Here is a 15,599-nt window from a genome sequence, read left to right as displayed (position 1 = left end):
CAAAATTATAAAAAGCATTGGTTGTTAAAACTAAAAACCTCTAAATAATCGTATTTTTGCACAAAATGATACAATTCAAATTAGAAGGCGAATTTATTCCGCTAATCCAGCTGCTTAAAGCAACAGGTTTAGTTGGCACCGGCGGTGATGCACAGGCGGCTGTGATGGATGGTTTGGTAAAATGCAACGGCGAGGTGGAATTCCGCAAACGCTACAAGGTTAGAGTTGGCGATATCATCACATTTGAACAAGATAAAATCGAAGTAATTTAATGGAAACTTTAACGAGCGCAGGCCATTCGCTTTATTTCGAAAGCAATTTAGACGCCTTAAAAACACTTTTAGACAGCAACAAATACAGCAAAGTTTTTGTATTGGCAGATGAGCATACCAGCGAAATCTGTTTACCGCTATTTCAGTCGCTTTTAGACGATTTCTCTGAATTCGACCTGATCGAAACTTCTGCAGGTGAAGAAAACAAAAACATCGATTTCTGCATTGGCATCTGGAAAACCCTTCTGGATTTTGAAGCCGACCGTAAAAGCCTGATGATCAATCTCGGCGGTGGTGTAATCACTGATATGGGTGGTTTTATCGCCTCTACCTATAAAAGAGGGATCGATTTCATCAATGTGCCTACTACCCTGTTATCGCAGGTTGATGCCTCGGTAGGTGGTAAAACCGGAATCGATATTGATAATGTAAAAAATATGGTGGGTACGTTTACTTTACCACAAATGGTTTTTATCGAAACCGCATTTCTAAAAACATTGCCACAGCGTGAGCTTTTATCGGGTTTTGCCGAAATGATTAAACATGGCTTAATTTATGATAAACCTTATTACGAAAAGTTAAAAGCAAGCGATTACCTTAATCCTTCTGCCGAAGACATTTACCGTTCGGTAGAAATTAAAAACGAGGTAGTCACTATCGATCCGCATGAGAAAAATTTAAGGAAGATTTTAAACTTCGGCCATACCATTGGTCATGCTGTTGAGGGCTACTCTTTGGCTAACGACGAAAATCCTTTAACACACGGAGAAGCCATAGCCATCGGTTTTATTTGTGAGGCTGCTTTATCGATTAAAAACAGCACGCTAACAAAAGAAGAATTAAACGATATCAGCAGCTATATTTTGTCTTTATATCCGAAATACCACATCAAAAAAGAAAGTTTCGATACCCTTTTAGAACTGATGCAGAGCGATAAAAAGAACGAAGATGGAAATATTCTCTTCTCGCTTTTAGAAACAACAGGCAAATGCACGTTTAACTGCCGTGTTAGCACAGCCGATATTTTAAGCAGTTTGGATTATTATAACAGTTTATAAAATGAATTTTACCGGAAGTGATATTTCTGTAGTCGGACTTTTTGGTTTCGTAATCGTTTTAACCCTGGTTGAAATGTATTTCAGTTATCAGCACGACAGAAAATTATATACCAAACGCGATACCTGGACGAACATTTATCTGATGACGGCAGCTGTGGTGATCAATTTAGGCACAAAAACATTCACGTTTTTCTTGCTGGCCTATTGCTACCAGTTTCGTTTGTTCCAGATTACTAATGTTTGGGTTTATTGGCTGGTATTAATCTTAGCACAGGATTTTCTGTACTGGTTTTTACATACGGTTGGGCATTACGTGCGCTTTTTCTGGGCCATGCATGTTACACACCACTCATCAGAACACTTTAACCTAACAACAGGTTTCCGTTCTACCGTTTTTGAGCCGATGTACCGCGTTTTCTTTTACCTGCCTTTGGCATTTATGGGCTTTACTGCGGTTGATATCCTTTTTGCTTACCTGGTAACCCAGATTTATGGTAATCTGGTACATACACAATACAATATCAAATTCCCGAAATGGTACGAATATATCTTTGTAACCCCTTCGCACCACCGTGTACACCATGCGAGCAATGTACGTTATTTAGATAAAAACATGGGTATGGTTTTAATTCTTTGGGACAGGTGGTTTGGAACTTTTCAGGCTGAATTACCAGAGGATGTAGTAAAATACGGTTTAACTACCCAACCGAAAGATACCGGCCCTGTAAACATCATTTTCCACGAGTTTATTGCTTTAACCGCTGATGTGAAAAAAGCGCCAACCTTTATGGATAAGGTGAGGTATATTTTCAACCCACCAGGATGGAGCCATGACGGAAGCACTAAAATTGCTAAAATTATGCAACAGGAGTTACGTGATGAAGAAAAGAAAAACTTCGAAGCCTTACAACAAAACAAAGTAAAAGGACTTAACGATCGTGGGGAATTAAGTTCTACAGGATAAAAAATTAATTGTTTAGATTTCTATAAAGGTCTGTGTCTCCACAGACCTTTTTTTGTGATATTATTTATGTTTTTGTTATGTATCTCAGCTATTGTTTTTTGCCACAGAAAACACGGATTAACACAGATGATGCTAAATACAGATAATGTTGTTGTATTCGAAAAATGTTGTCATTCCCACGCAGGCCGGAATCTGAATACTTTAACAACCAAAATTTAGATTGTACAGGTCCTTTTACACATAGCTAGTTACCTATTTAAGATATAATTTGTATTTTTGATATAAACTTTTATACTATGACAACCTTAACTATACAAGTCAAAGATAACGATACTGAATTTCTTCTAGAAGTAATTAAAAGGATTAATGGCAAAGTAATCCAGTCTTCGAAGAAGGAAAATTTGCTTAATGGTATTAAACAAGGAATAAAAGAAGCTAAAGATATTAAAGAAGGTAAAATCGCCCCACTCTCTCTAAGCGATATATAATGGCTGAAATTAAAATAATATATTCTCCCATTTTCATCAAAAAAGCTAAGCAATTAAAAAAGAAACACTTATCATTAATTAGCGACCTATCTCAATTAGAATCGATTTTATTGAAAAATCCTAGTACAGGAACACCTTTGGGTAACAATATCTTCAAAATAAGACTAGCTGTTAAAAGCAAGGGAAAAGGAAAAAGTGGTGGGTGTAGAGTCATCACCTATTTCCAAAATGAAGATGAAATCAATATGATTTATATTTATGATAAATCAGAGGAAGCTACCATTACAAAAAAAGATATTCAGATAATAATTGATAGTTTATAGCACTGCCAAAGACTTAAACCATATAAAAATCGGTTCTTGACACATTTCAAGCCTCAAAAAGACCAATTACAAAACCAGCCCATTTTTAACAAAATTAAATTTTATTAAAAATATTTTCATTTTCCTATTGACAAATTAAATTTTGTTACTACATTTGGCTCAACAAAAAAAGAAATGCTAAATACAAACACATATTACTTTGGTTACTTTTACTATTTTAGTAAGAGCCGGGGCTAATATGCAAAAAGATATATAACAATATTAAAATGTATAAGAAAGTCCCGGCAAACAGCCGGGACTTTTTTGTTTTAACGCAAAAATGGAAACGACAAAACGAGTAGCAATTCAGGGTATTAAAGCATCTTTCCACGAAGAAGCTGCATATAAATTCTTTGGTAGAGAAATTGAAACTGTAGAGTGCAATTCTTTTAAAGAAACCTGCGATAAGCTGGAAAACAGGGAGGCTGATTTCGTGGTAATGGCCATAGAAAACTCTATTGCCGGCAGTTTATTGCCAAACTATACGCTAATCCGCGATTACGGTTTTGCAGTGGTTGGCGAAGTGTATTTACCAATCCAGTTGCACTTAATGGCCTTACCAGGTATAAAGTTTGAGGACATTAAAATCGTTACCTCACACCCTATCGCCATCCGCCAATGCATCGATTTCTTTTACGATTATCCGCACATTAAAATTGTGGAAAGTAACGATACCGCTGCCTGTGCCAAACGTATCCAGGAAGAGAAATTAACCGATACTATGGCCATTGCAAACAGTTTAGCGGCAGAGCTATATGGACTCAACATTTTAGAGCGCCGGGTAGAATCGAACAAAAAAAACTATACCCGTTTCCTGATCCTTAAAAAAGATAAAACCGACGAAGGAAAGAAAATAAATAAAGCGTCAATCTGTTTTCAGGTTGGACATAAAGCAGGCTCGCTGGCTACTGTATTAAATGTATTTGCCGAACAGGATGTAAGCTTAACAAAAATACAATCTATGCCGGTGTTAGGTAAAAGAAATGAATATTACTTTTACGTCGACTTAGAATGGCCAAGCACTGAAAAGTACGATAAAGCCATCAGAAAAGCGTTAAAATATACATCGAACTTTAATATACTCGGCGAATATCAGAAGAACGACAAGGTATAGTTTGGTTAACTGTTGAGCTGGTTAACAGTTAACAATTTTCAGATGGCATTTTAATAAAACTAAAAAAAATTAGGTTACGCATTTCAATAGATAAAAAATGGAAAAGAAGAGAATTTTAATAGTGGGCCTTGAGATACACGAAGTGAATGCTATTAAAGAAAACTTGGGATTTGAGTATCTGATTGTTCATTACGACATGCTGCCTAACATAAAATTAATTGAAGGAGAACTTTTTGTAGAAAGCAGTACTATCCCAGACAAATATTTACTTGTTGACAAAGTAATATTCCATGGAATATTTGAAACTGATTTTGATTTCATAACCTTATTAGCGCTATGGAATGGGCCATGTTTACCCAATGCTACGGGAATGATGGATTTGAGAAACAGAATTCCAGGTTTAGTAAGAGCATTAAATATTTCAAAATTCAGTGGCACAAAAAGAGGTATGCTTATAAATGAGCAGGAATATTTTACAGACAAAGAAGTAGTTGCAAAATGGGGGATTTGGCATTGTGGAGAAGACAAAAACAAGTTCACCGGCGAATGGAAAAGCAATGAAACTTCTGTCATCGAAGAATTCATTGAAGGAGAAGCTGTTCGAATTATGCTAGTTGGAGATAAATACTGGCAAATAAAACTTACAGGAACAAATTGGTTAAAATCAATTCACAATGAAGGTTCGTGGGAGATGGATGTAGATGCTGATTTACTTCAAGATAGCAAGAATCTAGCTAAACATTTCAATTTACAAACAGTTGGTGTAGACTACATGATTGGATTGGATGGACGAAAACATTTATTAGAAGTAAATCACATCCCTAATGTAACGGTTTTTCCATTCATTAATCAAGCATATATCGAATTCACAAAAAACTGGATACAACAATCAGTTAACCAATTTAAACAATTAACCGATTAACCCAAGAACACAACAATTTAAAAACTAAAATATAACTCCGGACTTTCGACTACGGACTCCGGACTTAAAAACAACCCCATCATCATGAAACTTAATTTAAACATTCAACCTTTAAACACCTGGTTAAACGTAAACAACGAGCCTTTAATTATTTCTGGTCCTTGTAGCGCAGAAACTGAAGAACAATTATTAACTACAGCACATTTATTGGCTGCAACCGGTAAAGTATCGGTATTAAGAGCTGGCATCTGGAAACCACGTACCCGTCCGGGAGAGTTCGAAGGTATTGGAAGCATAGGTTTAGAGTGGTTAAAACGCGCTAAAGCAGAAACAGGTTTACCAACTGCAGTAGAGGTTGCAAATGCAAAACACGTTGAAGAGGCTTTGGCAGCTGGTGTAGATATCCTTTGGATTGGTGCACGTTCTACCGTAAATCCATTCACCGTTCAGGAAATTGCAGATGCTTTAAAAGGTCATGATGTTCCTGTATTGATCAAAAACCCGGTTAATCCTGATTTGCAGTTGTGGATTGGTGCTATTGAGCGTATTAATGGTGCAGGTATTACTAAAATCGGTGCTATTCACCGTGGTTTCTCTTCTTTCGAGAAAAGTTCTTTCCGTAACGAACCAATGTGGGAACTTGCTATCCAATTGAAAACTTTATGCCCTGAATTACCGATCATCAACGATCCAAGTCACATCTGCGGTAACCGTGAGCTAATCCCTTACATTTCTCAAAAAGCATTGGATTTGGATATGCAAGGTTTAATGATCGAATCGCACGTAGATCCTTCAGTAGCCTGGACAGATGCTAAACAACAGGTTACTCCAGCGGCCTTAGCAGAATTGGTAGATCGTTTAACCGTTCGTGAGCCGGAAGCACCAAACGAAGCTTTCGCAGATAAATTAGCTGATTTACGTAAATCAATTGATAAAATTGATGATATCTTATTGCAAAAATTAGGTGAGCGTATGGCTATCGTAGAAAAAATCGGTGAATTTAAACGCGATAACCAGGTAACTATTTTACAGGTTAACCGTTGGGATGCCATCATTCAAAAAGGTCATGCTTTTGCAAAAGCTTTGAAATTAGACTTAAACTTTACCGAGAAATTCTTAGAATTGATGCACGGTGAATCAATCCGTAAACAAACCGAAATTATGAATGCCGGCAAAGCTGAAAAAGGTATTGCTGCTGAACAACATAATGAGGTTAAAGCGTAATTAAACCTTAAAGCTGAAAGACCAAAGCAAAAAACAATGTCTCACAGCAGTGTCATCCTGAGCCTGTCGAAGGATATGACGATTAATAATATATAATGTGGTGTCAGGTGTTTCCATCCGACACCACATTTAAGAATAAAACAGAATAAAATGTCGAAAAATGCCTTAGTTTCTTTTAAAGGAACCAAGAATATTAATACGGAAATCCAACTAACAGGCTCTAAAAGCGAATGCAACAGGGCCTTAATTATTAGCGCTTTAAGCAAGAAACTGGTTAAAGTTGAAAACCTTTCCAATGCTGCCGATACAGTAACTTTAAATGGTATCCTGAACAAGTTGGGAGTTGAGGGTAATGAGCCGGGAGGAGACTCCAAACTAAAAACTGCAAACTCCGAACTGGTAGATGTTGGTCCGGCAGGCACGGCAATGCGCTTTCTTTCTGCCTATCTTTCTGCTAAAAACGGTAATTTCCTTTTAACCGGAACCGAGCGGATGAAACAACGCCCTATCGGAATTTTGGCTGAGGCTTTAAAAACTATCGGGGCAGATATTTCCTATGCAGAATCAGAAGGTTTTCCTCCTTTGAATATTGTTGGTCCACTGGATCAAAAAACGGCCCAGGTAAAGATCAAAGGCGATATCAGCAGTCAATACATTTCCGCTTTATTAATGATTGCCCCTATCCTGCCACAAGGTTTAACTTTAGAAATCGAGGGTGAACTTACTTCCAAACCATATGTGGATATGACTTTGGATATGCTTGCAGAAGTTGGCATTAAACATACCTGGAACGGGAACTTAATCACCATTGAACCCCAGGTTTTTAAACCGGGAACCCTGGTTGTTGAGCCTGATTGGAGCGCTGCATCGTACTGGTACAGTATTGCAGCATTAGCTGATGAAGCGGAAATAGCTTTACCTGCTTTAAAGGAAAAAAGTTTACAGGGCGATAGCCAGATCAAAAATATCATGAAGATTTTTGGTATTGCCACAACTAAAACCGATAAAGGGATTGCCATTAGCAACTTAGGACTTACTTTAGACACTAAAGAAGTTTTAGACCTTAAAACCTGTCCTGATTTAGCACAAACCATTGTGGTTATTGCAGCTGCTTTAGGTAAAAACATGGCCTTTACAGGTTTAGAAACCTTAAAAATCAAAGAGACCGACCGTATTGCGGCCCTTCAGAACGAATTGGCTAAAATTGGTGTTACTTTAACTGAAGATAACCTCGTTTACACCTTAAATACTGATAATCTTCATTTCCCCGATAAAGTTACCTTTGCTACTTACGAGGACCACCGTATGGCGATGGCTTTTGCTCCACTTGCATTATTAATCAATGAAGTAGAAATTGAAGAAATGCAGGTAGTAGAAAAATCTTATCCTTTTTACTGGGAAGATTTGAAAAAAGCGGGTTTCGAGATCGGTATCAAGTAATTTGAGTATCAAGGTTAAAGCACTAAGTATCAAGATTTAATTATTAAGACTGAATAGCAACATTCAATCATTAAAAAATCAATCATTCACTCATTAAATATATGGCAGGCAACTCATTCGGGCAACTATTTCGCATTACAACTTTTGGAGAATCTCATGGTGTAGCCATTGGGGTAATTATTGATGGCTGTCCGGCGCAATTGGATATTGATATGGATTTTATTCAGTCAGAACTGGATAAACGCAAACCGGGTCAATCCAAAATTACCACGCAAAGAAAAGAAAGCGATACCGTTCAGATTTTATCGGGCGTTTTTGAAGGAAAAAGCACGGGCACCCCGATTGCACTTTTAATCCCGAATGAAGATCAGCGTTCGAAAGATTACGGACATAATGTTGATGTTTACCGCCCAAGCCATGCAGATTATGTTTACGATGCAAAATACGGTATCCGCGATCACCGAGGTGGCGGACGCTCTTCTGCTCGTGAAACAGCAGCACGTGTAGCTGCAGGAGCCATTGCAAAATTGTTTTTAAAGCAACAAGGCATCGAAATTTTCGCCCATGTAACCTCTGTAGGCACCATCGATGCACCAAATTTAGAAAGCAACGATTTATCTGCTTTGCTGACCATCAGGGAAGAAAATATTGTACGTTGTGCCGATCCGGCAACAGCAAACGAAATGATCGAATTTATTGATTCGGTAAGAAAAGACGGCGATACCGTAGGCGGTAAAATCGGCTGCGTGATAAAAGGCTGTCCGGCTGGTTTAGGCGAGCCTGTTTTCGATAAACTACATGCCGATTTAGGCAAAGCCATGTTAAGCATCAATGCTGTTCATGGTTTCGAATATGGTTCTGGCTTTGCAGGAAGCGAACTACGCGGATCGCAGCACAATGATATCCCGCAGCCAAAAGCTGCAGATTCGAATGTGTTTAAAACTACCACAAATTATGCAGGTGGTATTTTAGGAGGCATTTCTAACGGAATGGACATCACTTTTAAAGTAGCTTTTAAACCTGTAGCCACCATTATGCATAACCAGCAAACCATCAATGCAGCCGGAGAAGTTTCAGAAATTAAAGGAAAAGGCAGGCACGATCCATGTGTGGTACCCAGAGCTGTGGTTATTGTAGAAGCCATGGCTGCCCTGGTTTTGGCCGATCAGTTTTTGAGAAATAAAGCAAGCGTAATTTAATCATGAAAATTCTTACTTTTCTGTTCCTGTTGATCAGCATTAATAGTTTTGCACAAAGCTATGAGGAGCAGATTGCAAAACACCGTGAGGCTTATAAAGAAGATTTTATTAAAGACAGCCGCTCGCCATTAAAGAAAAACGATCTTCAAAATCTTCATTTTTATGAGACTGACAGTACATATAAAGTACTGGCTGAAGTAGAATTATTAAAGAACGAAAAGATTTTTAAAATGCCAACTTTTAATGGCAGCAGCAGCGATTATTATCGTTACGCACGTGTAAACTTGAATTTAGACGGCAAAAAATTGCTAATGACCTTATATCGAAGTGTTGCACTATCAACCAATCCTACATATAAAGATCACCTGTTTTTACCCTTTACCGACGAGACCAACAATAAAGAAACTTATGGTGGCGGCAGGTATATCGATCTTGATGCTAAAGAAATCAAAGATAACCACATAGAAATCGATTTCAACAAAGCCTATAACCCTTATTGCGCTTATAGTGATGGTTACCGCTGTCCGGTTCCGCCAGAAGAGAATGACCTGCAACTGGCTGTTAAAGCCGGCGAGAAATTATATACAGGCGAAAAGAAGCATCAGAAATAGATTTTAAGGCAACATTTAACAAAAAAGTGTTGACTTAATTGTGTTTTAATTCTCATTTTAGCGTATTTTACAAACATTAATTTTTGATCCCTGTTGTTGACAACAATAATCCCATATCCCTAAATGACCTACACCTGCATAATTGTTGATGATAACGAAATTGAAAGAGACGCTATTGAAATGCACCTTAAAAAAATCCCTTCATTAAATATATTAGCGGTCTGTAGTAATGGTATTGAAGCTTCGCAGATTTTAAGCACAACACCTGTTGATATTGTTTTTTCTGACATCGATATGCCTGAGCTTTCCGGAATGGAGCTGCTAAAAAGCCTCAAAAAACAGCCTTTATTCATATTCATTACCTCTTTTACAGAATATGCAGCAGAAAGTTTTAACCTCGATGCTTTGGATTTTATTGTTAAACCGGCAACTTTCGAAAGAATATTAAAGGCGACCAACAAAGCTATAGAATACCTCGAGCTGAAAAAACTGGTTGGCAAAGAACCACAGCTTGCAGATAAATCGACCAATGAACAAGGTGATGATCATTTCTTTTTCAGGGAAACCAAAGGAATTACCAAATTGAGGTATGATGATGTGATCTATATAGAAAGTATGGGGGATTTCTCTAAACTTTTTACCCGTACCGATAAACATATCGTTTTAGTTAGCCTTAAAAATCTGGAAAAACAGTTACCGAACAAAATATTTTCGAGGGTGCACAAACAATACATCATCAATATTAACCATATTTCTACCCTAACCAATCATGAAGTTCATTTAGAACATGACTTTGTTGTTCCAATAAGTGTATCAAACAGACAGGAATTGTTAGAAAAAGCAATTGATAAAAAAATCCTTTCCCGGTTTTTGAAATAATTATTTTTTCAATGTAATGGTAAAGCAACTGCCACCTGCCGGATTATTGCTAACGTTTATATTTCCATCCATCAAGCCTACAAAAGTTCTGCACAGCAATAAACCCAAACCTGTACCCTTTTCTTTATTGGTACCCAGTGTACTTACACCAGCGCCAAGATAACCGGCCTTATTAAAATGGCTTAATTGCACCGGATTTAACCCAACACCTGTATCAGAAATTTTAATCTCCTGCTGATTACCGAGATCAACCGAACTAATTTCTATTGAACCTCCGCCAGGCGTAAATTTAATGGCATTACTCACTAAATTACGGATCACAAGACTGAGCATATTCTCATCGGCTTTGCAATAGGTTTGAAAAGCAATTAAGTTTTTAATACTAATCTCCTTCCGATCTGCACTATCTTGCAAAGAGTGGATTACTTCACCTGTCAGGTATTCCATATCCAACGATTCAAGGTATGGATTAAAACCCTGCATCTGACTTGCGGCCCAGTTTAGCAGGTTTTCCATCATGGTTGAAGTATAAGTAAGGTTATTTTTTAGTGACGAGGCATAACGGTTTAATTTCTCCTGCTCAATGTTACCTCCTTCCAGCAGCTGCATAAATGAAATGAGTGAATTTACAGGCGTACGCATATCGTGGCTCACCACGCTAAAAATACGGTCTTTAACTTTACTCAGCTGTTCTAATTCCTTTTTTTGATTGCTGATGATCTTATTCAGCCTTGTGGTTTTTCTCTGGTTTAAAAAGATGACTACAGCGATAATCAAAATCAAAAATGTAGCAATACTCAGAAATATTTTGATCCGTTCATCAAATTTAATCTGCTGGTTTTGCTTACTGATTTGTTTGTCCTTCACACTAGCCGTAAGTTGCGCCTGATATTTAGCTTTCGCAAATTTACCCTTCTGGGCCAAACGCTGAATATCAAGATCGGCTTTGGCTTTTTGGAAAGTTAACAGATCCAATGCTTTTTCTTTGTCGCTCAAAGCCAGCTGCTGTCTTTTTAAAATCAATTCCTGCTGCTGTCTTTTTAATTCTGCTTCAGTAAGTTTCTGTTTCAATAAATAATCGCGCTCTTTTACATTAAAATCGAGCTGCATTTTTCTTCTGGTAATTTCTTTTTCTTTATCCTCGTTAAAAATCTGGTCCCTTACCTTTATGTATTGCCTGTAATAGGCTAAAGATTTGTTATAATCTTTTTGTTTTTCGTAAACTGTACTCAGTCCCAAACTGGCATCCTTTTCTATCTCCAAAAATTTATTTTCCTCAGCAATTTTTAAACTGCTGCCCAAAAGGGAAATGGCATTTTCAAAATCATTTTCACGCTGATAAAAATTTCCCAGTGCATATAATGTAGAGGCATAAGCCTCTTTATCATCACCATTTTTGCTCAGCTCAATCGATTTTTGATAGGATTTAAGTGCGGCATCCTTTTGCCCGATAGAACTGTACAGTTCCGCCAGATCGCGTTTAGCGGTTGCTATAATGCCAACATCATTAATGGCTTCTGCAACCTTTAACGACTTATTATAATATTCTAAAGCCAGTTTAATCTTCTGACCGGGCAATACATTCATTTGCATCAGTTCATGGCTTGATGCCTCAAAATAATTATTCCCCATCAGGCCATAAACAACAGCTACCCCCCTCGAATTTTCGCCTTCTTTAGAAAAAACCTTTAGAGCCATTTTCATATATACCAAAGCCTGGCTCTGGTCTCCTAAACGCTGATAAATGGTAGAAATATTGGTATAACAACTGGCCATATCAACCTCATTACCCATTTTTTCATATATCGTAATGGCTTTTTGATTAACTTCCAGTGATTTTACATAATCGGGAATAGTACTGTAAAGCGCTCCAAGATTGAGGTAGGTACCGGCCACCATATCCAGATTGCCAATTGAAGAAAACTCGCTTACCGCATTTAAATAGTTTTCTTCTGCCTTTTGATAATTGGATCTGCCATGGTACATCAAAGCCCTTCTGTAATAAGCCATTGCAGAAAACTTTTTGAGTTTTTTTTCATGCGAAAGCTGGATGGTTTTATCCAGGTATTCTTCAGCCTTCTCCACATTCCTCATTCTCATGTACTGGCGGTACACTTCCGTCAGCACTTTAATTTTTGTAGAGTCTGTTTTCTGGTTCTTTTGATTAACCGCTAACAAACTATCGAGTTTCTTTTGGGGCGCACTGGTTTGCGCAGAAACAGTTATACTGAAAAATAAAAGCAACAGAAACGTTGCGCTCATTTTAAAAAACAAGGCACAGGCATTCATCTGTTTATCAACAACGCAACATACCATTATCCTATAAAATCTAATTGTTAATTTTATTGGAATACGGGTACAAAAAAGCTTGAAAATTACAGTGTTTCACAGAGGTGATGATATAAAACATACTGAAATAAAAAATTTGTTTGGATGTATAAATGTATATAAAAATTCCATTACTAAGTAACCGGATTTTTACCGAACACCTGAAAAGGCGATTTTATTTCTTTTGTTTAAGCGAAAAAAGGTTTAAGCACTTATAAAATAAGCATTTAAACCTTTCCATTAAATTCAATATATTTTAACTATTAAAAAAGTGCAGGATATTTAGCCGGATTGGCATCATGCATCATCTGGTAAATGGCTTCAGTTACATCATCAACCGAAGGTTTACTGAAATAATCACCATCCGATCCAAACGGTGGACGATGAGCTTTCGCTGATAATGTTTTCGGCTGTCCATCCAGGTGGAAATAACCTTTCTGTTCTTCCAGTACTTTTTGCAGAATATATGCAGAAGCTCCCCCCGGAACATCTTCATCTACAACCAGTAATTTATTAGTTTTTGAAAGAGAATTAACACAAATATGATCGATATCGAAAGGTAGAAGGGTTTGTGGATCAATAATTTCGACAGAAATGCCTAAAAGTGCCAGTTCTTCTGCCGCTTCCTGAACAATCCTAAGCGATGAGCCATAAGAAACCACCGTAATATCAGTTCCCTCTTCCAAAACTTCAGCTTTCCCTAAAGAAACTGTAAAATCGCCAACATTTGACGGCAACTTTTCTTTCAGGCGATAACCATTTAAACATTCAATTACTACGGCAGGTTCATCTGCCCTGAAAAGCGTATTGTACATTCCTGCAGCCTGTGTCATATTCCTCGGCACGCAGAGGTGCATCCCCCTTAACGAACCTAAAAGCATACTGATCGGAGAACCTGAATGCCAAATCCCTTCTAAACGGTGACCACGCGTGCGAACAATAACCGGTGCTTTTTGAATGCCTTTGGTGCGGTAAGCCAGCGATGCCAGATCGTCGCTCAACACATTCAATGCAAATATCAGATAATCAAGGTATTGAATTTCTGCAATTGGTTTTAAACCACGCATCGCCAAACCGATCCCCTGTCCCATAATGGTCATTTCCCTGATTCCGGTATCGGTAATCCTTAATTCACCATATTTAGCCTGTAAACCTGCAAAACCCTGATTTACATCACCAATATTCCCTAAATCTTCACCAAAAGCAACTAAACGCTGATCGCGGGCAAAATTTTCGTTAAAACAGGCATTCAGCACTTCCCTGCCATCAACCATTTTGGAAAGTTCATCATATTCTGGCTCAATAATGGCAATTTTAGCCGGACTTTCTTTGCCATCCGTATGCAATTTAGAATTGTACCTGTCGTAATTATGTACTTCCTGTTCTTTATACCAGGCTAAAAGTTCATCACGTTCTGCTGAACGCGTATTGGCCGACAAGCGGATGGCCTTACGGACGGCCACAAAAACCTCCCTGCGTTGTGCATCTGCAATTGAAGCCAGGTTTGCTGCAATCTTAGCCAGTTCAGGTTGATGTTTAGCTATACCACTTATCAGGTCTATTGCCTGCTTTTGTTCGGGTTTAATGCTGTCTAAAAACTCATTCCAGGCTTCTTTTTGGGCATTGCGTACAAAAATCTTTGCTTCTTTTTCAATTTCAGCTATTTCTTCTTCTGTGGCAACGGCCGAATCGAGCATCCAGGCACGCATTTTCAGGATACAATCATGTTCAACTTCCCAGCTCAGGCGATCTTTAGATTTATACCTTTCGTGAGAACCTGAAGTTGAATGTCCCTGAGGCTGAGTAAGTTCCGTAACATGAATCAATACAGGCACATGCTCGTCCCTGCAAACATTGATGGCCTTTTCGTACACTTCGCACAAAGAGGGATAATCCCAGCCATTCACTTTATAAATTTCATATCCTGGCTTCCCGGGCTCACGCTGAAAGCCTTTCAAAACTTCAGAAATATCTTCTTTTGTAGTTTGGTACTTAGCCGGAACAGAGATTCCGTAAGCATCATCCCAGATCGAAATGGCCATCGGAATCTGCAGCACTCCTGCCGCATTAATGGCTTCAAAAAATACACCCTCTGAGGTAGAAGCATTGCCGATGGTACCAAAAGCAACTTCATTCCCATTAACAGAGAAATGTTTTAAATAATCGAGTTCCCTGTTTTTCCTGAATAATTTAGAGGCATAAGCCAAACCAACCAAACGGGCCATCTGCCCTCCGGTTGGTGAAATATCTGATGAACAGTTTTTGATCTGCGTTAAATCATTCCAGCTGCCATCTTCATTAACTGATTTTGTAGCAAAGTGACAGTTCATCTGCCTGCCGCCTGAAAAAGGATCGGCCCCATTTGTTGGGTTTGCATACAGTTGAGCAAAAAATTCTTTAATGGTAGAAATGCCTGTTGCAAAGGCAAAAGTCTGATCACGATAGTATCCGGAGCGCCAGTCGCCATTCTTAAAAGCTTTTGCCATGGCAATCTGCGGTACCTCTTTACCATCGCCAAAAATGCCAAATTTAGCCTTCCCTGTTAATACCTCTCTACGGCCTAAAACACTGGCCTGTCTACTCTCACAGGCTATTTTATAGTCGCTTTTAACAATTGATTTGAAATCATTAAAACTCAGTTCGGAAGCATTAATAGCGTTGGTCATCAATTTTTCATTCGGCATAGTAATCAAAGATTGGTTGCGGCAAATATATACAAAATTAAAAGTTTGCCTTTA

The 15,599-nt window shown here is 38.1% G+C and carries 14 protein-coding genes; 12 read left to right on the top strand and 2 right to left on the bottom strand.

Features of this window, described 5'->3' with window-relative positions:
• Positions 1–65: 65 nt before the first annotated feature.
• The 12 genes from ABD769_RS07870 to ABD769_RS07815 all read left to right on the top strand — a co-directional run bounded on the left by ABD769_RS07870 (position 66) and on the right by ABD769_RS07815 (position 10,533).
• Positions 66–272, top strand: coding sequence for an RNA-binding S4 domain-containing protein (locus ABD769_RS07870; protein ID WP_025142770.1), 207 nt, complete (start codon positions 66–68; stop codon positions 270–272).
• Positions 272–1,330, top strand: a complete 1,059-nt coding sequence (aroB, locus tag ABD769_RS07865) for a 3-dehydroquinate synthase (RefSeq protein ID WP_344850860.1) — start codon at positions 272–274, stop codon at positions 1,328–1,330. The genes ABD769_RS07870 and aroB overlap by 1 nt, the downstream gene beginning before the upstream one ends.
• Position 1,331: 1 nt before the next feature.
• Positions 1,332–2,294 carry a sterol desaturase family protein gene (locus ABD769_RS07860; RefSeq protein WP_344850859.1) on the top strand — a complete coding sequence of 321 codons (963 nt, stop codon included), beginning with the start codon at positions 1,332–1,334 and terminating at the stop codon, positions 2,292–2,294.
• A gap of 296 nt (positions 2,295–2,590) precedes the next feature.
• A complete protein-coding gene (locus ABD769_RS07855; RefSeq protein ID WP_344850858.1) occupies positions 2,591–2,782 on the top strand; it encodes a hypothetical protein in 192 nt (63 codons plus the stop codon).
• Positions 2,782–3,105: a type II toxin-antitoxin system RelE/ParE family toxin gene (locus ABD769_RS07850; protein WP_344850857.1), complete on the top strand. Its 324-nt coding sequence runs from the start codon at positions 2,782–2,784 to the stop codon at positions 3,103–3,105. The genes ABD769_RS07855 and ABD769_RS07850 overlap by 1 nt, the downstream gene beginning before the upstream one ends.
• A 319-nt stretch (positions 3,106–3,424) precedes the next feature.
• Positions 3,425–4,258: a prephenate dehydratase gene (locus ABD769_RS07845; protein WP_344850856.1), complete on the top strand. Its 834-nt coding sequence runs from the start codon at positions 3,425–3,427 to the stop codon at positions 4,256–4,258.
• 97 nt (positions 4,259–4,355) lie between these two features.
• Positions 4,356–5,180, top strand: a complete 825-nt coding sequence (locus ABD769_RS07840; RefSeq protein ID WP_344850855.1) for an ATP-grasp domain-containing protein — start codon at positions 4,356–4,358, stop codon at positions 5,178–5,180.
• Positions 5,181–5,264: 84 nt separating this feature from the next.
• Entirely contained in the window at positions 5,265–6,404 is a 1,140-nt protein-coding gene (locus ABD769_RS07835) for a chorismate mutase (protein WP_344850854.1), read from the top strand.
• A 150-nt stretch (positions 6,405–6,554) separates the two neighbouring features.
• The gene (gene aroA / locus ABD769_RS07830) at positions 6,555–7,844 is read left to right on the top strand and encodes a 3-phosphoshikimate 1-carboxyvinyltransferase (RefSeq protein ID WP_344850853.1); all 1,290 of its coding nucleotides are present in this window, start codon (positions 6,555–6,557) and stop codon (positions 7,842–7,844) included.
• Positions 7,845–7,945: 101 nt separating this feature from the next.
• Positions 7,946–9,043: a chorismate synthase gene (gene aroC, locus ABD769_RS07825; protein WP_344850852.1), complete on the top strand. Its 1,098-nt coding sequence runs from the start codon at positions 7,946–7,948 to the stop codon at positions 9,041–9,043.
• A gap of 2 nt (positions 9,044–9,045) precedes the next feature.
• Positions 9,046–9,654 (top strand): DUF1684 domain-containing protein, encoded by a 609-nt coding sequence (locus tag ABD769_RS07820; protein WP_344850851.1) that lies wholly within the window; start codon positions 9,046–9,048, stop codon positions 9,652–9,654.
• Between the two features lie 123 nt (positions 9,655–9,777).
• Positions 9,778–10,533, top strand: a complete 756-nt coding sequence (locus ABD769_RS07815) for a LytR/AlgR family response regulator transcription factor (RefSeq protein ID WP_344850850.1) — start codon at positions 9,778–9,780, stop codon at positions 10,531–10,533.
• Here the strand turns inward: ABD769_RS07815 and ABD769_RS07810 are convergent, their stop codons facing one another.
• Together ABD769_RS07810 and ABD769_RS07805 are read right to left on the bottom strand one after the other, a co-directional pair.
• Complete coding sequence (locus ABD769_RS07810; RefSeq protein WP_344850849.1) at positions 10,534–12,795, bottom strand: tetratricopeptide repeat-containing sensor histidine kinase; 2,262 nt, start codon at positions 12,793–12,795, stop codon at positions 10,534–10,536.
• A gap of 329 nt (positions 12,796–13,124) precedes the next feature.
• Positions 13,125–15,545 carry an alpha-ketoacid dehydrogenase subunit alpha/beta gene (locus ABD769_RS07805; RefSeq protein ID WP_344850848.1) on the bottom strand — a complete coding sequence of 807 codons (2,421 nt, stop codon included), beginning with the start codon at positions 15,543–15,545 and terminating at the stop codon, positions 13,125–13,127.
• Positions 15,546–15,599: the final 54 nt, after the last annotated feature.

Origin of the sequence: Pedobacter jeongneungensis (genome assembly GCF_039538295.1) — a bacterium.
Lineage (GTDB): Bacteria > Bacteroidota > Bacteroidia > Sphingobacteriales > Sphingobacteriaceae > Pedobacter > Pedobacter jeongneungensis.
This window is presented reverse-complemented; position numbering and strand designations above follow the sequence as displayed.